General features: G+C 62.8%; 20 protein-coding genes. 8 read left to right on the top strand and 12 right to left on the bottom strand.

All coding sequences use genetic code 11. The annotated features are described in order from the left end of the window. The first annotated feature begins 73 nt into the window (after positions 1-73). Positions 74-718: a cysteine hydrolase family protein gene (locus EN955_RS17410; RefSeq protein ID WP_024504531.1), complete on the top strand. Its 645-nt coding sequence runs from the start codon at positions 74-76 to the stop codon at positions 716-718. Between the two features lie 66 nt (positions 719-784). On the opposite strand, the gene EN955_RS17415 is transcribed toward EN955_RS17410, so the two are convergent. The 8 genes from EN955_RS17415 to EN955_RS17450 form a co-directional block, all read right to left on the bottom strand. Next, positions 785-2464: a formate--tetrahydrofolate ligase gene (locus EN955_RS17415; protein ID WP_127223438.1), complete on the bottom strand. Its 1680-nt coding sequence runs from the start codon at positions 2462-2464 to the stop codon at positions 785-787. Between the two features lie 313 nt (positions 2465-2777). Beyond that, on the bottom strand, positions 2778-3902 hold the full coding sequence (locus tag EN955_RS17420) for a DUF2333 family protein (RefSeq protein ID WP_013529949.1): 1125 nt from the start codon (positions 3900-3902) through the stop codon (positions 2778-2780). 105 nt (positions 3903-4007) lie between these two features. Next, entirely contained in the window at positions 4008-5312 is a 1305-nt protein-coding gene (locus EN955_RS17425; protein WP_024504533.1) for a DUF6638 family protein, read from the bottom strand. 42 nt (positions 5313-5354) lie between these two features. Continuing rightward, the gene (locus tag EN955_RS17430) at positions 5355-7265 is read right to left on the bottom strand and encodes an ATP-binding protein (RefSeq protein ID WP_024504534.1); all 1911 of its coding nucleotides are present in this window, start codon (positions 7263-7265) and stop codon (positions 5355-5357) included. Between the two features lie 24 nt (positions 7266-7289). Further along, positions 7290-8435 (bottom strand): hypothetical protein, encoded by a 1146-nt coding sequence (locus tag EN955_RS17435; RefSeq protein ID WP_013529952.1) that lies wholly within the window; start codon positions 8433-8435, stop codon positions 7290-7292. A gap of 31 nt (positions 8436-8466) precedes the next feature. Then, complete coding sequence (locus EN955_RS17440) at positions 8467-9555, bottom strand: hypothetical protein (protein ID WP_024504535.1); 1089 nt, start codon at positions 9553-9555, stop codon at positions 8467-8469. Between the two features lie 311 nt (positions 9556-9866). Further along, complete coding sequence (locus EN955_RS17445; RefSeq protein ID WP_024504536.1) at positions 9867-10256, bottom strand: cytochrome c family protein; 390 nt, start codon at positions 10254-10256, stop codon at positions 9867-9869. Positions 10257-10345: 89 nt separating this feature from the next. Then, positions 10346-10957: a thymidine kinase gene (locus EN955_RS17450; protein WP_024504537.1), complete on the bottom strand. Its 612-nt coding sequence runs from the start codon at positions 10955-10957 to the stop codon at positions 10346-10348. Positions 10958-11194: 237 nt separating this feature from the next. On the opposite strand from EN955_RS17450, the gene EN955_RS17455 reads away from it, so the two are divergent. The 3 genes from EN955_RS17455 (at position 11195) to choV (ending at position 14297) form a co-directional block, all read left to right on the top strand. Next, positions 11195-12130 (top strand): choline ABC transporter substrate-binding protein, encoded by a 936-nt coding sequence (locus EN955_RS17455; RefSeq protein WP_013529956.1) that lies wholly within the window; start codon positions 11195-11197, stop codon positions 12128-12130. A 134-nt stretch (positions 12131-12264) separates the two neighbouring features. Next, positions 12265-13119 (top strand): choline ABC transporter permease subunit, encoded by an 855-nt coding sequence (gene choW / locus EN955_RS17460; protein ID WP_024504538.1) that lies wholly within the window; start codon positions 12265-12267, stop codon positions 13117-13119. Next, positions 13116-14297, top strand: coding sequence for a choline ABC transporter ATP-binding protein (gene choV, locus EN955_RS17465; RefSeq protein ID WP_024504539.1), 1182 nt, complete (start codon positions 13116-13118; stop codon positions 14295-14297). The genes choW and choV overlap by 4 nt, the downstream gene beginning before the upstream one ends. A 52-nt stretch (positions 14298-14349) precedes the next feature. On the opposite strand, the gene EN955_RS17470 is transcribed toward choV, so the two are convergent. Together EN955_RS17470 and EN955_RS17475 are read right to left on the bottom strand one after the other, a co-directional pair. Continuing rightward, positions 14350-15756 (bottom strand): ATP-binding protein, encoded by a 1407-nt coding sequence (locus EN955_RS17470; protein WP_024504540.1) that lies wholly within the window; start codon positions 15754-15756, stop codon positions 14350-14352. Next, positions 15753-16469: a response regulator transcription factor gene (locus EN955_RS17475; protein ID WP_013529960.1), complete on the bottom strand. Its 717-nt coding sequence runs from the start codon at positions 16467-16469 to the stop codon at positions 15753-15755. Before EN955_RS17475 ends, EN955_RS17470 begins: the two co-directional genes overlap by 4 nt. A 253-nt stretch (positions 16470-16722) precedes the next feature. Between EN955_RS17475 and EN955_RS34825 the strand changes: the two genes are divergently transcribed. The 4 genes from EN955_RS34825 (at position 16723) to clpS (ending at position 18324) form a co-directional block, all read left to right on the top strand. Continuing rightward, positions 16723-17025 carry a hypothetical protein gene (locus EN955_RS34825; RefSeq protein WP_024504541.1) on the top strand — a complete coding sequence of 101 codons (303 nt, stop codon included), beginning with the start codon at positions 16723-16725 and terminating at the stop codon, positions 17023-17025. A gap of 39 nt (positions 17026-17064) precedes the next feature. Continuing rightward, positions 17065-17298, top strand: a complete 234-nt coding sequence (locus EN955_RS17485) for a hypothetical protein (protein WP_013529962.1) — start codon at positions 17065-17067, stop codon at positions 17296-17298. A 215-nt stretch (positions 17299-17513) separates the two neighbouring features. Further along, complete coding sequence (locus EN955_RS17490; protein WP_013529963.1) at positions 17514-17879, top strand: hypothetical protein; 366 nt, start codon at positions 17514-17516, stop codon at positions 17877-17879. Between the two features lie 139 nt (positions 17880-18018). Then, complete coding sequence (gene clpS, locus EN955_RS17495) at positions 18019-18324, top strand: ATP-dependent Clp protease adapter ClpS (protein WP_013529964.1); 306 nt, start codon at positions 18019-18021, stop codon at positions 18322-18324. A 52-nt stretch (positions 18325-18376) separates the two neighbouring features. On the opposite strand, the gene EN955_RS17500 is transcribed toward clpS, so the two are convergent. Together EN955_RS17500 and EN955_RS17505 are read right to left on the bottom strand one after the other, a co-directional pair. Then, positions 18377-20455 (bottom strand): membrane protein, encoded by a 2079-nt coding sequence (locus EN955_RS17500; RefSeq protein WP_024504542.1) that lies wholly within the window; start codon positions 20453-20455, stop codon positions 18377-18379. Between the two features lie 63 nt (positions 20456-20518). Continuing rightward, the coding region (locus tag EN955_RS17505; RefSeq protein WP_164769889.1) for a DUF4159 domain-containing protein at positions 20519-21751 on the bottom strand (1233 nt) is incomplete at its 5' end.

Genomic DNA, 21751 nt, shown 5'->3' on the forward strand with positions numbered 1-21751 from the left:
ATCGGGCCACTTTCGGCTGTCTGGCAGCCCGCCTATCTTCCATCCATCGAATTCAAGCCGGAAAGGAAACACCATGTCTGACCCAGCCAACACCGCGCCCCGCCGGGCGCTGATCGTCGTCGATGTGCAGAACGATTACGACGGCGGCAATCTCGCCATCCAGCATCCGCCGTTCCGCGACAGCGTCGTCAATGTGGCACGCGCCATGGATGCAGCGACTGCTGCCGGCATCAAGGTGGTGGTCGTCAAGCAGATGGCGCCCGAGACCTCGCCGATCTTCGCCAAGGGCAGTCACGGCGGCGAACTGCATCCCGAAATCGTCAGGCGCAAGCGCGACCATTATGTCGAAAAGAACCTGCCCTCCGCCTTCACCGGCACTGATCTGGAAGACTGGCTTCGCGCCAATGCCATCGATACGATTACGGTGGTCGGCTACATGACGCATAATTGTGACCTGTCGACCATTATCCACGCCGTGCATATGGGCTTTGCCGTCGAGTTCCTGTCGGATGCGACCGGCTCGGTGCCTTACGCCAACAGCGCCGGCTACGCCTCGGCCGAGGAGATCCATCGCGTGGTCACGATCATCCTGCAGTCGCGCTTCGCCGCCGTGCTCAAGACCGCCGAATGGGTGGAGTGCCTGCAGACCGGCGCGCTGCCGGAGCGCGACACGATCTTCGGCTCCAACCAGCGGGCCCTGTCGCGCAGCGCAGCTTAGGGCTATCCGAAAAAACAGAAGGGCGCCGCATCGCTGCGGCGCCCTTTCTGTTTGAATTGAAGGATTTTAGAACAGGCCTTCGATATTGCCGGCCTCATTGAGGAAGATCTTTTCCGAGGACGGCGCCCTCGGCAGGCCCGGCATGGTCATGACCTCGCCGCAGATGATGACGACGAAGCCGGCACCGGCCGAAAGCCTGACCTCGCGCACCGGCACGGTGTGGCCGGTCGGCGCGCCGCGCAGGTTCGGGTCGGTCGAGAAGGAATACTGGGTCTTGGCCATGCACACCGGCAAATGGCCGTAGCCGGCGTCTTCCCACGCCTTGAGCTGGTCGCGCACCGACTTGTCGGCGATCGCTTCCGAGCCGCGATAGATGCGCTGGACGATGGTGTTGATCTTCTCGAACAGCGGCATGGCGTCGGGATAGAGCGGCGCGAACTGCGAGGCGCCGGATTCGGCCAGTGCCACCACCTTGTTGGCGAGATCCTCGATCCCGGCCGAGCCGTGTGCCCAGTGCTTGCACAGGATCGCTTCTTCGCCCATCGAGGCGACATAGTCCTTCATCGCCTGGATCTCGGCGTCGGTGTCGGAATAGAAATGGTTGATGGCAACCACCGCCGGCACGCCGAACTGCCTGATGTTCTCGATGTGGCGGCCAAGATTGGCGCAGCCCTTCTTCACCGCTTCGACGTTTTCCGTGCCGAGGTCTTCCTTCTTGACGCCGCCATTCATCCTCATGGCGCGCACGGTGGCGACGATGACCGCCGCTGCCGGCTTCAGGCCCGCCTTGCGGCACTTGATGTCGAAGAACTTTTCAGCACCCAAATCGGCGCCGAAGCCGGCTTCGGTGACGACATAGTCGGCGAGCTTGAGCGCCGTCGTGGTGGCGACGACCGAGTTGCAGCCATGCGCGATGTTGGCGAACGGCCCGCCATGCACGAAGGCCGGGTTGTTCTCCAGCGTCTGCACCAGGTTCGGCTGCATGGCGTCCTTCAGCAGCACAGCCATGGCGCCGTCGGCCTTGAGGTCGCGGGCATAGACGGCTGACTTGTCGCGGCGATAGGCGACGATGATATCGCCGAGGCGCTTTTCCAGGTCCTTCAGGTCGGTCGACAGGCAGAGGATCGCCATGACTTCCGAGGCGACGGTGATGTCGAAACCGCCCTCGCGCGGGAAGCCGTTGGCGACGCCGCCGAGCGAGCAGATGATCTCGCGCAGCGCGCGGTCGTTCATGTCCATGACGCGGCGCCAGACGACCCGGCGGGTGTCGATGCCGAGCTCATTGCCCCAGTAGATGTGGTTGTCGATCAGCGCCGAAAGCAGGTTGTGTGCGGTGGTGATGGCGTGGAAGTCGCCGGTGAAGTGGAGGTTCATGTCCTCCATCGGCACGACCTGCGCATAGCCGCCGCCGGCGGCACCGCCCTTGACGCCGAAGTTCGGGCCGAGCGAAGCCTCGCGGATGCAGACGATCGCCTTCTTGCCGATGCGGTTCAGGCCGTCGCCGAGACCAACCGTGGTCGTGGTCTTGCCTTCGCCGGCCGGCGTCGGGTTGATGGCGGTTACGAGGATCAGCTTGCCGTCCTTGTTGCCCTTCACCGATTTGATGAATTCGGCTGATATCTTGGCCTTGTCGTGGCCGTAGGGCAGCAGGTGTTCGGTCGGGATGCCGATCTTCTGGCCGATCTCCTGGATCTGCTTTTTCCTGGCGCCGCGCGCGATCTCGATGTCGGACTTCACTTCGGCCATGACGGCTTTCCTCTGGATTGGACGGTGGAGGGGACGGGTTTGGTCTTACTGGCAAGCAGGTTGGAACCGGGCGCGGGCATGTTCTAACCCTGTCGCTGCCGCGGCGTCAACTTGTATGCAACTATGTTTCCTCTTGAGAAAATTCTTCTGCGGACCGGCCGACCTGTCGTCGGTTCTTCCTGGCTCCGTTGCCGCGCCGTATAGAAGCCAGAGGACGCGTCGTTCCGCCGTCTCAAAACAGCCGCACAATGCACGGAATGCGACAGAGGCGACGGCGCAAATTCACCATCGCCTGGTCCCTAATGGAACAGCGCTACTGCGTCAGAACGTTGCTGATTTCGACCATGTTGGAGCGCACCCTGAGCACATAGAAGCCCATCGTCGTCAGATGCGTCGGCAACAGCCAGCCATCCTCGCGGCCATTGGCGATGATGAAAGGCTGGATCTTCAGCGCCGAAACGAACTGCGAGTCCATCGTGTCCCACAGGTTCTGCAGATGCTTTTCCTTGATGACGTCCTCGAAGTCGGCCTGGGCGCCCTTCATCAGGCCGTAATAGCCATAGAGCTGGCCATAGGCGAACCAGTAGCGGTCGTCGGCGCGGAAGTCGAACCAGCCATTGTTGTGGTTCTCGGCGCGTTCCTTGAGGATCGCCGAGGTCGAGCCGATGTCGGACGAGATGCGGTCGATATACTGTTTCAGATTGTCGGCGCGGGCGTCGAATGTCGCCTGGCAGGTGGCAAGGCGAGCGTTGAAGGAACGCAGCATGCGCACGGCGTCGCGATAGTAGCTCGGCGTCGGTGTCTTGGGGCCGAACGGGTTCAGGCCGAAATACCAGGTCTCCTCGTCGAACTGCAGGTTGCCGCGGGCATTCTGCAGATCGCTGTCGATCTGCGAGGTGGTGCGGACGCGGCCGAGATTGTCGGCGAGTTCGGTCGCCGTGCGCCGCACCGCCTGGTTGATGCCGCGCTGGAAGGAGGCCTTGTTGTCCATCCACGGCGTGTTGTCCCAGTCGATGCCGAACAGGCCGAGCTTGTAGAGGATCATCGACGAGATCCAGGCATTCTGGTTGACGTTGAAGTCGGTCAGGTCGGCGGCGATCTGGGCAATGCCGGAGTTGCCGCAGGTCTTGGCCGTGTCGGTGCCGGCGCCGGCGGAGACCTGTTCGCCAGCGGAGACATTGCGCTTCTCGAACGTGTAGGTGTCTGGATAGTTCGGGTTGAAATTGTTCCACCACTGGGTGGCGTAGAAGAAATTGGCATAGAGGCCGATCAGCACCAGCAGAGCAAGGCCGACCGCCGCCTTGAGGATCCAGCCGCGTTGCGTGTACCAGCGTCCGGCCCACAGGAACGGCCAAAGGATGACGCCGATCAAAAGCCCGATACCGCGGCCGATCCACTGGAAAATGCGGGTGAAGAAGTTCACGATCGGATCGAGCATGGCTGTGTCACCCCCCTCAAGCATGATGCCAAAAAGTTGCAGACTTTTTGGATAACATTATGCGCCAAAACAAGAAGTTAGAACGAAATAACGGTTCATTTCGTTCTAGTCAGTCAGGTCGTAGAGGCGCGTGCGAAACGCCACCTTGTCCTTCAAATATGTGGTTTTGAGAACGTCCACAACATGCGATCGCCAGGCGTCGCTGAAGCCGCCATAGTCCTTGTAGAAGCCGTCCTTGTTGAAGATGTAGCGCGAGACGAAGTCCGACGGCACGAAATCCGAGATCAGCCGGTTGGTCAGCCAGGCGTCAGGATGGTCAGGCTTGGCGCGGATCACCAGGAAGCGCTGCTGCGGGAAGACATCCTCGATCTTCAGGTGGCCGAGCTGGGCGATCTCGCGCTTGGCGGCGTTGAGGAAAGGGAAATTGCCGTCCCTGGTGATCAGGTCGGCATGGCTCTGGATCCAGGTCTGCAGCCAGACCTTGTCGACATTGGTCAAGTTGCGGTTCGGCTCGGCATCGCGGATCAGCGCGCGCACCACCATCTCGGCGCGGTGCTCGAGGTAGCCCGAGGCCTCGACCCAGGAGGCGCGCGGCAACTCGATGCGGCCGGTGGTGGCGAGGAACTTGAACACCTTGTCGGCGTCGTTAATGGAGAGATAGCTGACCTGCCACGGCCGCGAACGGCGGAAGCCTGGCGCCGCAGGATCGCTGATCACCGTCGTCACATCCGGGTCGACGAAGACGTAAAGGCCACCGAAATGGCTGGTCCAGTAGGCGTTGTGGCGGAAGATCACCTGGTCGGGCACCAGCGCGTTCTCGCGGATGTCGCCGCAGATCTTGGCGAGCTCGACCATGCGGTTCAGCATGGCGCTGTCGCGCCAGGCGTCGGGCTCCTGCTTCAACCGGTCGACGAGCTTGCCGAGCTCGGCGGCCTTGCCCAGCACATCCTCAGCCGACAGCACCTTGAACTCGACCTGGCTGATCGACAGCAGGTCCTCGATATCGTTGACCTTGGGAACGGAATCCTCGATCTCGCCGTAGATGACATCCTTGATCGTCAGCGCATCGATGGCGCGCTGGTTCTTGGACATGAACTCGAACATCAGCTGCGAGGTGTTGGAGAAGGCGGTGTGCACCACCGGCAGGTCGATCTGCGACGGCGTCAGGATGATGAAACGGCGGTTGACCTCGTTGGGATCGAGATAGTCGTAGTCGTCGCATTCCTCGGCCACTTCGGGCGAAAAGCCGGTGCGATCGATCTGGAAGGTCTTCAGCTTGGTCGGCTTCAAGCCGAATGCGGCGAGCGCCTTGTTGTAGCGCTGGATCAGATGCGGCTCGTCGACCGTCAGCAGCCGGCCATAGATCAGCTCATTGTCGCGCAGGAGATCGGGTTTTTTGGCGGGGCTCATCTTGCCTTCTCCCACAAGGGGTGAAGGGAAGGCCGGCGCAGCTCACGCATTCCATAGCCCCTTCTTCTTCATCTCCTCCATCTCGCGCGCAGCCCGTTCGCGCAGGCGGGCGTCGCGCAGCAGTTTTTCCACGGCGGAGTCGTCGGACTTGTCGGAATAGCGGAACTCCGAGTCGGCGTAGCGGTTGATCTCCTGCATGACCATGTCCATCGAGAACGGCCCGCGCAGTTCCTCGATCATCGCTTTCTTCTCGTCGTAGCCCTTGTGCATGAAGACTTCCGGCTTCTCGAACCAATCGTCGGGAAGCTCGATGTCCATGGCGCGCATCTTGATGGCGTCGGTGACATTCTTGATGGCGCGACCGGTGAAGCGGGGCTCGGCATCCTTGATCAGGTGCAGATAGGTGCCGATATCGGCCATCGATTTCGGCGCGCCGTTCTCCTTCATGTAGCGCTCGTAGACCTTCATCAGCCCATCTTCCTGCGGCTTCTCGTGCTCCTCATAGGCTTCGGTCACGGCGCGCTGGATTTCCTGCGCGGCGTAGAGATCGTGGTCGCCGAGCGGGATCTTGTGGTTTTTCCCCGCCAGCAGGACAAAAATATCGATGTAGTCGTCGCGGCTCTGCGGCCCGTCGACCAGCCAGCGGGCGCCGGCGCGCTGACGCAGCGCGTCGTCGACATTTTCGGGGTAGTTGGAGAACATGCCGAACGAGCAGTTGCCGCGCACCACGGTGGCGGCGCCGGCGAAGGCGTCCATCAAGACGCCTGTTATTTCCTGCTGGCCGGCCGAGGCGCGGTCGTCGGAGCGGCGCGCCGCCACCTGGTCGATGTCGTCGATGGTGCCGAAGCCGATGACGCGCGGGTTCAAGACATTGTTGATGAACTGGCGGCAGTTCTGGCCCGACTTGCCCTGATAGGACGAGATCTGGTCGACGCCGAAATTCTCGTAGGCGAAGGGATAGCCGGCGACCTGGCAATAGCCGTTGACGAGGCCGGCGATCATCTGGATCAGCGTCGTCTTGCCAGTGCCGGGGGCGCCGTCGCCGATGAAGGTGAACAGGAAGCCGCCGAGCTCGACGAACGGATTGAGTTCGCGCTCGAAATCATAGGCCATCAGCATCTTGGCGAGCTTGACCGACTGGTATTTGGCGATGTGGTTGCCGACGACCTCTTCCGGCTTCTTGAAGGTCATCACCAGCGGTTTTGAGCGCTTGCCCGGCGCGACGTCGAAACCATCGAGAGTGAAATCGTCGGCATCGATGCGGATATGGGCGTTCTCGAACGGGCCGATGCCGTCGAAGCGGCCCTTGCGGGCCAGAAGCCCGTCGATGGCGACGCGGGCGAAGGCGCGTGCCCTTGTCATCAAATCGGCATCATCGGACGATCCCGAGATCGCCTTGTCGAGGCCAGCGAGGATCGACTTCACCGCATCCTGCGGCGTGTCGAACAGGAAGTCCGGCTCGGGGATGTCGTTGGGTGCCTCGCCGTCGCTGTCGATCAGCTGGAACAGGTAGGAGGCGAGGCTGAAGGCGGAGATGTAAGCCGAGGCCGACAGAAGCTTCTTGAAGGTGGCCGCTTCGTCGCCTTCGAGCGGCGCGCGGGTATTCCTGGCCTGCAGGCTTTCGAGGTCGGAGCCTTCGGCAAAGACGTCCGATATGGCCAGCGCGATCGCCGTGCCGCGCCGGGCGCGAAACAGGAGCGTGTGCTGCGGGATGGTCAGCAGCTGGTCGTCGGGATGAACGGCGCCGACGGTCTTGGCCAGCTCGACCTCGCGCGTGCGACGCACCGAGCCGACCGAGACGGTCGAGACGAAGCGGCGGTTGGTGCCGGCAAGCGCGGTGCCGGACTCCCGTGACGGGTCCTCCAGCACGACGATGCGGGTGATGAAGCTCTGCGCGGTGGCGCGGTGCTTCTCGATGGCGGCTTCCGGAATGGTGGTCAGGCCGGTATCCATGAAGGGTACTCCGTGGTGTGACGGTCAGACGTCTGAGATGACCTGTCCGTTGGACAGGATATGAACCTTGTAGCCGGCAAAAATCTTCTGTGCTTCGCCGGCGGCGTAGAGTGCCTGATAGGCCTCGTGCGGAATCAGCGCATGGTTTTCATAGCTCGACACGCCCTGACGCGCGGCTTCCAGATCATCAGTGTTGATGAAGAATTCCTGCGTTGTCTTCTCACTCGAAAACAGGCCCTTGCGGCCGGGTTTCTCGCTCTTGGAATAGACCTCCTGGATCGTCCAGGTCAAAAGCCAGGCATTTTCCGGTTTGCGCACCTTGGCCAGAACCTCGGTCACCGTCGAATTGTTGTCGGTAATCCCCACCGAATAGAACGGGCCGAGCACGACGCGGCGCAGCTGCTTGGGGTGCAGCGGTTCGAAATCCTTGTCGAGGTTGACCGCGATGGTCGCCGGCGACAGCGTATAGGCGGAGTTCTTCTCGGTGAAATCGTCGAAACGATGGGCAAGCTCGGGATTGAGCAGGCCATCGACCGGCAGCGGAATGTCGACCGTCTCGTTGAGTTTGCCGTTTCTGTCGACAAGCTGGCGGATCATCGCGTCGGAAGAATCCTCCACCGTCACCATGTAGACCAGGGGCAGGTTGGCGCTGCCGTCGAACGTCGCCCAATGGACGAGATAATAGGGCCGTCCCGTCTTCGGATTGACCGAGACCTTGGCGGTTTGCGCCAGCGTGAAGGGACCGAACGTGTTCTCGCTCTTCACGTCCTCGAGATAGAGCCGCTCGGCCATCGACTTCTGCAGCGCCTCGGGGAATTCCTTGTGGCGCAGGATGAAGTCGGCCATTTCCTCGCGCAATTCGCCGGCGAGCGGGATGTTGGCAAGCCGCGCGTCGGCCTGGCGGCGGTCGTTTTCCAGTTCGAGCAGGTTCTGGAACACCGGGAATCCGCTTTCGGCCCGCGAAATGCGGAACGTATCCATGAAGCCCAGCCGGTTGCGCCAGCAGGAAAACGACTTGTCGAGCCGGGCGATGTATTCGGCGACGATCTTGGCGACGATGCCGTGCCGGTAAAGCGGCGAGCGATCGTCGCGCATGAACACTTCAAGGCCGCTCAGCGCGGCCGTGATGGCGGAGAAATATCGTGCCGCCGCTTCGTTTTCGGGGGTCATGCCTGTGCGCTCGCGGGCAGTCCTGTCACCCCTAAGACTGCACGTAGTTTGCCGAATTGTGCTTCTTCAGCACCTCGTCGAAGCGGCGGGCAAAGGCATCGTCGGCCAGCTTCTTGCGGCGCTGGATGTCGGCGGTGGCGACCATGTTCTTCTCGTGCATCTCGAGTAGGTCGCCGATGTGTTTTTGCGAAGCAGCACCGATGCCGGCCATGGTTTCCTCGGCGGTGTTGTCGACCTGGCTGCCCAGCGTGTTGATCTTGTGGGCGACGTCCTGCTGGGCGGCGGTCTTCAGCGAATCTTCCAGCGCCTTGTAGAGCACGATGCGCTGCTCGGTATCGATGGTCAGCTTGTTGATCAGCGTCGATTGCGCGGCGATCTGGTTGTTGAGCGAATCGACGAAGGTCTGGAACATCGAGGTGTAGCGCTCGAGCGTCTGGCTCTCGGCCAGCAGCTCCTGCTCCTTGGCCTGTTTTTCGTTGTATTCCGTCGCCAGCTTGGAGCGTTCGCCTTCGAGCTGCGTGCGGTCCTTCTGGCTGGTCGAAGCGGCGATCTTGTTTTCGATGTCGAGCAGCATCGGGTTGAGCTCCTCGATGCGCTTCTGCACGGCTTCGAGGTTGGTCATGGTGGTCTTGCGGCGCTCGATCACCTGCGACAGGCTGGTTTCCGAGGTCTTGTAGCGCTGGTCGAGGACCTCTTTCTGCGCCTTCAATATGCCGACGATGGTGTCGGATTTGACCAGCAATTCCTGCAGATTGCCCGCCAGCGACATGTTGCGGACGCGGTCGGTGCGCATGCGCTGCTTGCTCTGGCTGGAGAAGATACCGATGAATTTTTCCCAGCCGGTGTAGTTCTTCATGCTCTCGAACTCGGAGCCGAAGACGTTGGTGGCGTCCTCCAGGCCGATGATCAGGTCGGCAATGTTGCCTTCCATCACCTTTTGCTGCTTCAGCACATCCTCGATGCGGGCGTTCTCGAGGTCGAAATTGGCGTCGCCGATCTTCTTGTCCGATGTGGCGAGCGTATCAAGCATGGTGCCGGACTGCTCGATCTTGGAGCGCATGTCCTGTACGACCTGCTTGGTCTTGGCAATTTCGGCGTCGAAATTCTGCAATGTCGCCATTGGGGCCTCCCGCTTCGGCATGACGTCGCTGGTCGCGAACAGCGGCGAATATATGTGGGGCATCGGGGGATTGAAAGACGTGAAGACAAGGGCGGCGTGAAAACAAAAGAATCCATCAGGGTCTTGAAAACCAGTGAAGGCGGGGGCCTGGCGTGATTAGCTTGCCTGCCAGCCGTAGTTCAGCTGTCATTGAACTTTCATGCGGCAAGCCGATGGCGCACGGATGCCTTTGTATTCGGCAAATCACTGAAGCAATCGCGGCCGCGATATGCGAGGGGAAAGCCGGTTTTACAGAGCTGACGAACAGCGGATCAGGGCTTGGGATCGGCCTTCAGATAGGCGATGACATTGGCGATGTCGTCGTCATTGGTCAGGCCGCCGAACGCCATCTTGTTGCTCGGCACCTTCAGCTTTGGGGCCTTGAGATACTCGGCGAGATTGGCTTCATCCCAGATCAGGCCGGCGGCGCCGGCACTCTTCATCGCCTCGGAATAGTGGCCAAGAAAGCTCTCGGCACTGCCGGCAGTGCGGCCAACGACGCCCAACAGATGCGGACCGACCTTGTCGCGGTCGGTGGCTGCGTCATGGCAGGCCATGCATCGGTTGAAGACCTTCTTGCCCAGGGCAGGATCACCGCCGGCATGGGCTACGAGCGAGCTGGCAAGGAGAAGGATACTGGCGAACGAAGCGGCTCGAAGCATGGCTGACCCCGGGGAGCTCTGGCTGGCTGCGTTATAGTACCGAAGCCTTAAGAAACGCTGCATCGGGCCGGGGTCAAGGCCGCCGACCGTCAGCCCTTGATAAAGCCGATGAAGTCGTCTGGCGCGGCGCGGCCCATCTCTTCCTCCCAGTGGCGGCGGCAGAGCGAGACATAGACATCCTTGCCGATCGCCACCTGCTCGCCCTGGCGCGCCACCTTGCCATCGGGGCCGAGGCGCACGACCATCGTCGCCTTGCGGCCGCATCGGCAGATGGTGCGCACTTCGCGCAAATCGTCGGCGATGGCCAGCAGCGCGCGCGAGCCGGAAAACAGCTTGCCCTGGAAATCGGTGCGCAGGCCGTAGCACATGACCGGGATGTTCAGCCGGTCGGCGATGCGGGCGAGCTGCCAGACCTGCTCTTCCTCGAGGAACTGCGCCTCGTCGACGAAGACGCAATGCACCGACGTATGCGCGTGATGATCGGCGACGCGGGCGAACAGATCGTCGCCGTCGCGAAACATCTCGGCTTCCGTCTCCAGGCCTATGCGCGACGAGATCAGGCCTGTATCGCCCTTGCGGTAGTGGCCGGCGACGAACAGCATCGTGCCCATGCCGCGCTCGCGGTAATTGTAAGAGGCCTGCAAGAGCATCGTCGTCTTGCCGGCGTTCATCGTCGCGTAGTGGAAGTAAAGCTTGGCCATGCCGCTCTTTTAAGCCGACTTGGCCTGACACGGGGAGGGGCCAGAGCGGCATTCCCCTGAAAAAGCCGGCTGGCCAGACAAAAGCGCCTGATGTGTCGCTGATTGGCCAGCCCGCGCCGTTGATCGTGATTGTCTTAATGCTTGAAACCACACCAGAATGGTGTTTGGCTGACGAAACAAGGCGGGCATAGAAACCGTAGCTACGCTTCGCCAAAGAATCACAATGGGAGACTGTCTATGTCGCGTATGAACTCTTTCGTCGCCGGCCTCGGCCTGGCGGCTTTTTTGTCAACCAGCGCTGCCTACGCCGGTGATCCGGCAAGCTGCAAGGCGGTGCGCCTTTCCGATGTCGGCTGGACCGACATCCAGGCGACGACCGGCGTCGCCTCCGTGCTGCTGACCGCGCTCGGCTATGAGCCGCAAACGATCCAGCTGTCGGTGCCGGTGACCATGGCGTCGCTGAAGAACAAGGATCTCGACGTGTTCCTCGGCAACTGGATGCCGTCGATGACCAACGACATCAAGGACTATACAGCCGACGGTTCGGTCGAGACGATCAGCACCAACCTGACCGGCGCCGGCTACGGCATCGTCGTGCCGACCTATGTCGCCGACGCCGGCGTCAAATCGCTGACCGATATCGGCAAGTTCAAGGACAAGTTCAACGGCAAGATCTATGGCATCGAGGCCGGCAATGACGGCAACCGCATCATCCTCGACATGATCAAGAACCCGAAGGACAATCTCGAAGGCTTCGAGCTGGTCGAATCCTCGGAAGCCGGCATGCTGACGCAGGCCGAGCAGTCGATGAAGAACAATGAATGGATCGCCTTCCTCGGCTGGACGCCGCATCCGGTGATGGGCGCCATGAAGATCACCTATCTCGACGGCATGGGCGACAGCGGCTTCGGCGCCGCCACCGTCTACACCAATGTGCGCAAGGGCTACACCACCGAATGCCCGAACGCCGGCAAGTTCATCGCCAACCTGAAGTTCAACCTGGACATGGAAGGCGAGATGATGGACGCGATCCTCAAGGGCGGCGACGCCAATACGGTTGCAACCGACTGGCTGAAGAAGCACCCGGATGCCGTTGCCCCGTGGATAGCCGGCGTGACTACCTTCGACGGCGGTGACGCTGCCGCCGCCATCAAGACCGCGCTCGGAAGCTGAGCCGACTGAATTCGGCAAAGCCGAACCAGGAAGGGCAGCCATCTTAGAAAAGGCTGCCCTTTTTCATATCCTGTGACAAGATGAAGACGGCCGAGGCCGAGGGGCAGGGCGGTCTCCTGCACGAGAGGGGCGATATGGATCCGATTTCGAAATTCATGGTCGATCACAAGATTCCGATCGGCGCCTGGGGAAAGGCCTTCTTCGGTTTCCTAACCGACAATTTCGACACTGTGTTCAGGGCCTTTTCGAATGGCCTCAATTTCCTGCTGGATGGGCTGGTCGGCATCCTCTTGATGGTGCCGCCGGTGCTGCTGGCGCTGGTCATCGCCGTTGTCGCCTGGCTGCTGCAACGCTCGCGGCCACTTGCCATCGGCGTCTTTCTCGGCCTGATCTTCATCATCAACCAGAACCTTTGGAAGCAGACGGTGCAGACGCTGGTGCTGGTCGTCGCGGCCGCTGCCATGGCCATGGCCATCGGCGTGCCGCTCGGCATCTGGGCAGCGCACAAGCCGAAGGTCTACCGCGTCATGCTGCCGGTGCTCGACCTGATGCAGACGCTGCCGACCTTCGTCTACCTGATCCCGGTGCTGACGCTGTTCGGCCTCGGCAACGCGCCCGGCCTCATCGTCACCATCATCTTCGTCATTCCGACCGCGGTCCGGCTCACGCATCTGGGCGTCGTCTCGGTGCCGAAGTCGATCGTCGAGGCCGGCGAGGCTTTCGGCGCCACCAAGAGCCAGCTGCTGTGGAAGGTGGAACTGCCGTCGGCACTGCCCACCATCATGGCCGGCCTGACGCAATCGATCATGCTGTCGCTGTCGATGGTGGTGTTTGCCGCACTGATCGGCGCCGGCGGGCTCGGCACCGAGATCAACCGGGCGCTCGGCTCGCGCCGCATCGACCTCGGGCTTGAGGCGGGGCTTGCCATCGTCGTTTTGGCCATCGTGCTCGACCGGATGACCCGCATCGCCGTTGGAGGCAAGAAATGACCGTCGCCGTCGATTTCAGGAACGTCGATATCGTCTTCGGCGCCGACCAGGCCGGATCGCTGAAGATGATCGACGCCGGCGCCAGCCGCGCCGAGATCCTCGAAAAGACCGGCAATGTACTGGGCTGCGCCGGCGCCAGCCTGACCGTGAACGAGGGCGAGATCTCCGTTCTGATGGGCCTCTCCGGTTCGGGCAAGTCGACATTGCTGCGGGCGGTCAACCGGCTCAACGTGGTGTCGCGCGGCCAGGTGCTGGTCAAGGATGGCGACAAGACCGTCGATGTCGTCACCTGCGACGAGGCGACCTTGCGGCGCCTGCGCCAGAAACAGGTGGCGATGGTGTTCCAGCAGTTCGGCCTTTTGCCCTGGCGCACGGTGGAGGAGAATGTCGGTCTCGGCCTCGAACTCGCCGGCGTCCCGGAAGCCGAGCGCAAGGAGCGCGTGCAACGCCAGCTCAAGCTGGTCAATCTCGACCAGTGGTCGAAGAAATACGCGCATGAGCTTTCGGGCGGCATGCAGCAGCGCGTCGGCCTGGCGCGGGCCTTCGCCACCGAGGCGCCGATCCTGTTGATGGATGAGCCGTTCTCGGCGCTCGACCCGCTCATCCGCACCAAGCTGCAGGACGAATTGCTGCAGCTGCAGGCTGAATTGAAGAAGACCATCATCTTCGTCAGCCACGACCTCGAGGAGGCGCTGAAGATCGGCTCCCACATCACCATCATGGAGGGTGGGCGCATCGTGCAAACCGGCGCGCCCGAAGACATCGTGCTGCGGCCCGCCAACGACTATGTCCGAGACTTCATCGCCAATGTGAACCCGCTGTCGGTGCTGACCGCCTGGAACGTGATGCGCGACCGTCGCGATCTGGAGCACGGCAAGGACGGCTGGGTCTGGCTCGACCGCCGCAAGACGACGCGCTTCAAGATCGACGATCACGGGCTGGTGGCGGCGGCTGAACGCGACGGCAAGCCGGCGGTCTGGGTGTCGTGCGCCGACGTCGAAGGCCAATCCGAGGAAGCCGCGCAAGTGTTCTGGGCCAATCCCGGCACCTCGCTGAAAACCGTCATGCTGGCCATGCACCGTTCGCAGACCGCTCCGGTAGCGCTGTTTGACGACCAGTCGCGATTTGTCGGCGCCATCGGCATCAGGGATGTGCTGAGCGCGGTGTTGCGGCGGTAGTTTCTTCGAAACCCAACGGCGGCGAGGCGCGGCGACCGGGCGCGCCTTGTTTTTATGCCGCCAGCGGCAGGCGCAGTTGCGTCAGCAGGCCGCCGCCCGGGTTGTTGGACAGGCGGATCTCGCCACCTGCGGCGCGTGCGATGTTGCGGGCAATGGTCAGGCCGAGGCCCAGACCGCCGGTCTGGCGGTTGCGCGATTGTTCGAGGCGCACGAACGAGCCGAACACCGCGTCGATCTGTGCCTGCGGTATGCCAGGCCCTTCATCGCGGATGGTGAGCAGGATCATGTCCTCCGACCGGCGCAGCGAAAGATGCGCCTTCTTGCCGTAGGTGACCGCGTTCTGCACCAGATTGGTGACGCAGCGCTTGAGCGCGACCGGCCGCGCCATGCAGATCAGCCCGCGCGAACGGGTCTCGTCGTCGAACGAGACGTCGTCATAGCCGTCGGCGATCGATTCCACGAGCGACCAGAAATCGATGCGTTCGTTCTTTTCCTCGGTCACTTCGAAGGTGGCAAAGTCGATCACCGAACTGGCAATGCTCTCGACATCGGCGAGATCGTGGGCCAGCGCCTCGCGGACCGCCGATTTGCGCAACAGCTCCAGGCGCAGGCGCATCCTGGTCATCGGCGTGCGCAGGTCATGCGCCAGTGCCGCCGCCAGATGTTCGCGGTCCTCGACATATTCGCGCAATCTCGCCTGCATGGCATTGATCGCCTTGGCGGCGGCACGCACCTCGCGGCTGCCGCTCTCGGCGATCGGCGGGCTCTTCAGATCCTTGCCGATCCGGTTCACGGCGGTTTCCATCATCCGGTAGGGCGCCGTCAGCCGGCGCAGTGACCAGATCGACATGATCACCACCAGCCCTGCGATCAGCGAATAGAGCGGCAGGCTGTCGAAGCTCAGGATCGGGCCGACGGGCGTGATCGGTTCGGTGAAATTCAGCCATTGGCCGTCGGCGAAGCGCAGCGATGCCGTCAGCTTGTCGCTCTGGGCGAAGTCGGCGGCCAGCACCAGAAGGTCGCGCTCGACCTGGCCGATGTCGGGTCCTGGCGTCGTGCCGTCCGCGTCGTCGGCCTCGCGCGTCGCCGGATCGCGGCGCACGCGTGCATCGGTGATGCCGAATTTGGACAGCCGGCCGACGAGGATGTCTTCGAGTTCGGCCAGTTCGTCGTCGCCGGCGATCGACGAAGTGACCGCCGGCGTGTCCGAAACGGTGAGCGCGTAGGTGGAGTTGAACAGGCCGGTCGCCGTCGCCTTGCGCTCGTCCGGACTGGCGTCATGCATGAGCTGCACCAGCGAGAAGGCACGGTCGTTGAGCCGGTAGAGGTCGACGACGTCGTTGGCGGCAGCGCGGTCGCGCGAGACGATGTAGAGGGTCGCGACCTGGCTGATCAGCAGGCCGGCAATGACGATCAGCAGCACCCAGACAGGCAAGGTCTGCGGCAGGAAACGTCTCATTCGGAGGTCGTCTCGGGCAGGAACTGGTAGCCGCCGCTGCGTACGGTCAGGATCAGCTTGGGCGTCTTCGGGTCGTCCTCCATCTTGCGCCGCAACCGGCTGACCAGGATGTCGATGCTGCGGTCGAAGGAATAGTCGCTGTCGCCGCCGGACAATTCGATGAGCTGGTCGCGGGTCAGCACACGCTGCGCACTCTTGACGAAGGTCTGCAGCAGGTTGAATTCGGCCATGGTCAGCTCGACCCTGACATCGTCGGGTGCGATCAGCCGGCGCCGGGCACAGTCCATCGTCCAGCCAGCGAAGCGGTAGATCTGCTTGGTGGTGGCGCGCTTCGGCTCGGCGGCGCCATTGCGCCTGAGCACGGCCCGGATGCGCGCCAAAAGCTCGCGCGGGTCGAAGGGCTTGGGCACATAGTCGTCGGCGCCCATTTCCAGGCCGACGACGCGGTCGGTCGTCTCGGTGACGGCGGTCAGCATGATGATCGGCGTCGAATACTGGGCGCGCAGGTCGCGGCACAGCTCCAGCCCGCTCTTGCCGGGCAGCATCACGTCGAGGACGATGAGGTCCACCTGGACGCGCCGCAGGATGGTCTCCATCTCGATGCCGTCGGCGGCAACCGAGGTGTGCAGGCCCCGCTTCTGGAAGAATTCCTGCAGCAGGTCGCGGATGCCCTTATCGTCGTCGACGATCAGTATGTGTGCATCGGATTTCACAGCAGCCCTGTCATTGTTGCCAAGCCCTTCTGTCTTTGATTGCCAAGCCCTTCGGTCGCAACCCACACGATAGAATTCAGGCCATATGTTGGCCAGTGGCTATGATGGAGTTCACACCGGCTTTCTCAGACACACTCCAGAAACAAAATTCTACAGTTCAGAAAAACTCCTGAAAAATTTCAAAGGCATAACTGATCTCGTGGCGGTCAGGTCATCGGCTGCGACGCTAGTCTCCGGGTTTACGGATAAACCGATGCCAAGGTTGTCGATCAGTTTGTTGGGTGCGTTGCTGGGCTTCTGCCTGGTCACTGCCGCTGTCGGACAATCGGACGCAAAGGCGACGCTCACAACCCGGAGCGAACGGTGCGCCAATCTCAGCCACCAATTTGATGAAGCCCTCGAAACCCATGCCACGGCAACGCAGGTCACCGCGGCAAAGGCACTTCAGAGAAAGGGCAACCGGTACTGCGCCGCCAAGAAACAGGCACAGGGCATCCGGATGCTCGCCAATGCTTTGAAGCTGCTTGGAGTGACGCCGAACGACCCGGTTCAGTAACGCTCCGAAACTTGACCCGCATAAAAAGGAAACGAAGCCATGAAAAAGTCCATCCTCTCCGCAACCGGTCTCGCCGTCGCTCTCGCTTTCGCGATGCCGGCTCTCGGCAACGCCGCCGCCACCACGACCGCTGCTCCGGCTGCTTCGACGACCACCGCTCCGGCGACTGCCGCTCCGGCCAAGGCTGCTCCCAAGAAGGTCGTCAAGAAGACCGTCAAGAAGCACAAGAAGGCTGCTGAGAAGGCCGTCAAGAAGGACGCCCCGAAGACCTGATAAGGTCCGGCATAAAATGCCGGCCTGTTGACCAAGGCCGCTCCAGCTGGTTTCGGTTGGAGCGGCCTTCTTCCTGTCCGAGCCGCTGAAGCCCTGACATTGGCGATGCAGCGGTCGATGGGTTCAACTGATCTTTGGCGAAGTCTGGCACCGGCAGCTTCCGCCTCGACTGACACTTAACCCGTTTGCAACGCCGGCCGTGTAGGACAATCCGCATGAAGAAGCGGCTTTCGTCCATTTTGCGCTCGATGGTGATCGGCGGTCTGGTTGCCACCGGCCTCGCCAGAGTGCTTATCCTGTTCACCGCCAGCCCGGTCCCCGATCCGGCCAGCGGACGCACCGAGCCTTCGCTGTTCGCGCCGGCGATTTCCACCAACTGGGACTACATAACGCCGGCACAGACCTGGCTGCTGGTCGTGCTGACCGGCGCGACGTTGATCTGCGTCGCCGCGTGGCCGATCGCGACCTGGCTGGAACGCCGGGCGGATGCCGGCGGAAACCGTTTTCGGTCCGATATACCGCCCGCTGCGGCCGTGCGGCAGATTCCCGGCCGCCGCATGTTCGGCCGCCAGGGCCGTTGAACGGCAACCGACACCTTCCCACATGATTATGAATGGCCGCGTCGGCGGACACCGGTTTCGCGCGTCGATCAAAATGGACGACCGTTTTCACCGGTGCCAGAATGGCGGTCACGTCGCTTACGCAAAACTGTCGGTTCCGATGCCTGAAATCACCACAAAACCGCGTACCCAGATCAAGCCGCAAGTCGAACGGCCAAAACTCTACAAGGTCATCCTCATCAACGACGATTTCACGCCGCGCGAATTCGTGGTGACGGTGCTGAAGGGCGAGTTCAAACTCAGCGAGGACCAGGCGCACCGGGTGATGATCACTGCGCATCGGCGTGGCGTCTGCGTCGTCGCCGTGTTCACCAAGGATGTCGCCGAGACCAAAGCGACGCGCGCCACCGATGCCGGCAAGGCCAAGGGCTACCCGCTGATGTTCACGACGGAGCCGGAGGAGTAGAGCAGGGGGCTTTCCCTTCTCCGACAAGGGGAGAAGGAAAAAGAGCGCCGCGCTACCGTCCCTCGCGGTACCACATCGAACCCATTGCCAGAAGCAGCAGGCCGAGGCCGAGGAAGCCGCCGAACAGCGGCACGCGCGAGACGGCTTTGAGCACGCTGTCGTCTGTCGTGCGCAGGCCGATCCAGTCGCTGCCGGATGCGGCACCAGCCGAGCGCACCGGCACGATGGAAGGCAGCGTCACGTCGCTGCCAAGGGCTGTGGAAGACGCCAGCCGGCGCACGCTGCCGCCGGTGGCTTCGGCCGGCGCCTTCAGCCGGTTTTCGGTGGAAATGACGTCGGCGAATTCCGGTGCGTTGACCGGCCCGACATGGGCGAGCGCGGTGAGGTCGCCATTGGCGACCTGGTAGAGCCCGATCTCGCTGGTCTCGACGCTGCCGAGGAAGACCCCGGGCTCGGCTTTGTCGAGCTTGACGGTCAAGGTTTTGCCGGACGGGGTGATGATCTGCGCGGCGCCGGGATCGTCGGCCATCGTCTGGCGGCGGATTTCCAGCACCATGCCACGACCATCGGCGGTCAGCCGCTCCTCCTCGAGCTCCGGCTCCTTCATCAGCCAGTGCGCGATGCGCCGATAAAGCTGGACATGCGGGCCGCCGCCCTCGAAGCCGCGCGCCCACAGCCAGCCCTGATCGGACAGCAGCATGCCGACGCGGCCTTCTCCCTTGCGGTCGAGCAGCAGCAGCGGCCGGTTGTCGGCGCCCTTCATGACCACTTCGCCTTCCGGGTTCTGCACGCCTATGGTGCGGAACCAGCGGCTCCAGCGCGGCGGCTCGGTGGCCGAGCCATCGAGCCCACGCGTCACCGGGTGGCGCTGGCCGAGTTCGGTGAGGCGCGGATAGAAGGCCTTGTCGACAACTTCGCCGGTCGGCATCGCCGGCAGGGCGGCCATCAGCGGCGTGCGCGCGATCGAGCTTTCGCCGGCATATTCGGGGCCGGCCGCGATCAGCAGCGCGCCGCCCTTTTCGACATATTCGGAGATGTAGTCGTAATAGAGGATCGGCAGCACGTCGCGGTGCTGGTAGCGGTCGAAGATGATGAGGTCGAAATCCTTGATCTTCTCGACGAACAGTTCGCGGGTCGGGAAGGCGATAAGCGACAATTCGTTGATCGGCGTGCCGTCCTGCTTTTCCGGCGGCCGCAGGATGGTGAAATGGACAAGATCGACCGAGGCGTCGGATTTCAGCAGGTTGCGCCAGGTGCGCTCGCCGGCATGCGGCTCGCCGGAGACGAGCAGCACACGCAGGTTCTCGCGAATGCCGTCGATCAGTGCGATGGCGCGGTTGTTGGTGTCGGTCAGTTCGCCCGGCTCGCGATCGATGGCGAGTTCGACGATGTTGCGGCCGGCACCCGGAATGGTGACCTGCAGCGGCATGGCCTGGCCAACGGTGGCGTGCTCGACGGCGACCTGCTCGCCATTGACCGAGACGCGCACATCGACCGGGCCAGTCTCGTTTTCGGTCGAGATGACGCGGTAGGTCATGTCGAGCGGCTTGCCAACAAGGCCGAAGCGCGGCGCGTTCTCGAAGCGGATGCGGCGGTCCTTTTCGTGGTCGTTGCCGGTGATCAGCGCATGCAGCGGGGCGTTGAAATCTGGCGCGCCCGGCGGCGCGTCATGGACCTCGCCATCGGTGATCATGATCGCGCCGCCGATGCGTGACGGCGGCACGTCGCGGAAGGCGCCTTCAAGCGCGCCGAACAGCCGTGTCTCGGTGCGCTCTTCGGCGGCCTCGGATTTGCCGGCCTCGACGACCCGCACGTCGAACTGCTTGAAGCGGCCAAGCCGCTGCTGCAGCCCGGCCAGCGCCTCGTCGGTCTGCTTGGTGCGATCGCCGATATCCTGGCTCTGGCTGCGGTCGACGACGAGGGCGACAACGCTTTTCAGCGGCTCGCGCTCCTCGTTGAGGAACACCGGGTTGAACAAAGCGGCGGCGAGCGCCAAAAGGGCGATGAAGCGGAAGACCGAGCCGCGCTGGCGAAACCACAGGCCGACAAGCGCCAGCAGCGCCAGCGGCACCAGCGCCAAGGCCAACAGGGGCCAGGAGATCAGCGGTTCGAAGGAAATCGACCAGTTCATTCCTTACCCTCCTCTTTTTGGGGAGGGTTTATCCGCGACCGGAGGGCACCAAACAAACTCATCTTACTGCCCCAGCCGTTCGAGCAGTATGGGCACGTGCACCTGGTCGGATTTGTAGTTGCCGGTCAGCATGTACATCATGATGTTGACGCCGGCGCGCAGCGCGTAGACGCGCTGCATCGGGTCCGCCGGTACGGTCGGCAGCAGCGGATCGCCATTCTCGTCGACCGCCCAGGCGCCGGCAAAATCATTGGCGGTGATCATGATAGGCGAGACGCCGTCGCCGGTGCGCACCGGCCGGTTCTCGGCATTGCTGGCGTCGAGCGACGCCTCGACCCACAGTGGGCTGCCGGCGAAGCGGCCGGGGAATTCGGGCAGGATGAAGAAGGATTTGGTCAGCACGTGGTCGGACGGCACCGGCTCCAGCGGCGGCACGTTGAGGTTGCCGAGGATGTCGCGCAGCCGCTCCGTCGCCGGGCTGGTCGAATCGGCGCCGATGCCGTTGGCGAACTGGTCGCGGGTGTCGAACAGCACCGTGCCGCCCTGCTGCATATAGGCGTCGATGCGGGCGATGGCGGCCTGGCTCGGCATCGGGGCGGCCGGATCGATCGGCCAGTAGATCAAAGGATAGAACGACAGCTCGTCCTTCGAAATGTCGACACCGGCTGGTGCGCCCGGTTCAAGGGCCGTCTTTTCGACCAGGAAGCGGGTCAGGCCCTCGAGCCCGGCACGGCTGATCGAATCGTCGCCCGGCACACCGGTCAGCACATAGGCGATGCGGGTCTTCGAAATCGCCTCGATGGCAATTTCGTCACCCGGCTTGGCGTCGTCGGCGCGGGCAAGGTCGGCATGACCGAACAAGCTACCCAGCGCAATCAGGACCGCGGCGGTGGTTGCCATGGCACCGGCGCGGCGCGGTCGGCGTGAGAACAGGCCGCCCATCCAGAATACCGCCAGCGTATCGAGCAGCATCAGCACCAGGGCGGCCGCGACCAGCGCGCCCTTCAAATTGCGCGATTCGTCAAAGGCATACTGGATCGAGGTGACGGGAACAGTGATTTGCGGGCGCGCCAGCGGGGCCAGCGTGCTGTCGGCTTCAAGCAGATTATGGGCAAACACACCCGTCTCGGAACCATAAAGGCCGGGCGGGTTTTCAAAAGTCACCGGCAGCGCGCCGGTGCCCGGTACAAGCGGCCGTGCATCCGGCGTCGGCGGCACCAGCGAGCCGTCGGCTGCAATCATGCGATAGGGCGCCAGCGACGCCGCAGCGGCTTCGGCATTGGCGATGGCCGCGCC

Source organism: Mesorhizobium sp. M7A.F.Ca.CA.001.04.2.1 (assembly GCF_003998485.1).
GTDB classification, from domain to species: domain Bacteria; phylum Pseudomonadota; class Alphaproteobacteria; order Rhizobiales; family Rhizobiaceae; genus Mesorhizobium; species Mesorhizobium ciceri.

Excerpts from the sequence above, each read along its gene's own strand:
- EN955_RS17410 (WP_024504531.1), top strand. The coding sequence starts at position 74 with ATGTCTGACCCAGCCAACACCGCGCCCCGCCGGGCGCTGATCGTCGTC.
- EN955_RS17415 (WP_127223438.1), bottom strand. The coding sequence starts at position 2,464 with ATGGCCGAAGTGAAGTCCGACATCGAGATCGCGCGCGGCGCCAGGAAA.
- EN955_RS17420 (WP_013529949.1), bottom strand. The coding sequence starts at position 3,902 with ATGCTCGATCCGATCGTGAACTTCTTCACCCGCATTTTCCAGTGGATC.
- EN955_RS17425 (WP_024504533.1), bottom strand. The coding sequence starts at position 5,312 with ATGAGCCCCGCCAAAAAACCCGATCTCCTGCGCGACAATGAGCTGATC.
- EN955_RS17430 (WP_024504534.1), bottom strand. The coding sequence starts at position 7,265 with ATGGATACCGGCCTGACCACCATTCCGGAAGCCGCCATCGAGAAGCAC.
- EN955_RS17435 (WP_013529952.1), bottom strand. The coding sequence starts at position 8,435 with ATGACCCCCGAAAACGAAGCGGCGGCACGATATTTCTCCGCCATCACG.
- EN955_RS17440 (WP_024504535.1), bottom strand. The coding sequence starts at position 9,555 with ATGGCGACATTGCAGAATTTCGACGCCGAAATTGCCAAGACCAAGCAG.
- EN955_RS17445 (WP_024504536.1), bottom strand. The coding sequence starts at position 10,256 with ATGCTTCGAGCCGCTTCGTTCGCCAGTATCCTTCTCCTTGCCAGCTCG.
- EN955_RS17450 (WP_024504537.1), bottom strand. The coding sequence starts at position 10,957 with ATGGCCAAGCTTTACTTCCACTACGCGACGATGAACGCCGGCAAGACG.
- EN955_RS17455 (WP_013529956.1), top strand. The coding sequence starts at position 11,195 with ATGTCGCGTATGAACTCTTTCGTCGCCGGCCTCGGCCTGGCGGCTTTT.
- choW (WP_024504538.1), top strand. The coding sequence starts at position 12,265 with ATGGATCCGATTTCGAAATTCATGGTCGATCACAAGATTCCGATCGGC.
- choV (WP_024504539.1), top strand. The coding sequence starts at position 13,116 with ATGACCGTCGCCGTCGATTTCAGGAACGTCGATATCGTCTTCGGCGCC.
- EN955_RS17470 (WP_024504540.1), bottom strand. The coding sequence starts at position 15,756 with ATGAGACGTTTCCTGCCGCAGACCTTGCCTGTCTGGGTGCTGCTGATC.
- EN955_RS34825 (WP_024504541.1), top strand. The coding sequence starts at position 16,723 with ATGCCAAGGTTGTCGATCAGTTTGTTGGGTGCGTTGCTGGGCTTCTGC.
- EN955_RS17485 (WP_013529962.1), top strand. The coding sequence starts at position 17,065 with ATGAAAAAGTCCATCCTCTCCGCAACCGGTCTCGCCGTCGCTCTCGCT.
- EN955_RS17490 (WP_013529963.1), top strand. The coding sequence starts at position 17,514 with ATGAAGAAGCGGCTTTCGTCCATTTTGCGCTCGATGGTGATCGGCGGT.
- clpS (WP_013529964.1), top strand. The coding sequence starts at position 18,019 with ATGCCTGAAATCACCACAAAACCGCGTACCCAGATCAAGCCGCAAGTC.
- EN955_RS17500 (WP_024504542.1), bottom strand. The coding sequence starts at position 20,455 with ATGAACTGGTCGATTTCCTTCGAACCGCTGATCTCCTGGCCCCTGTTG.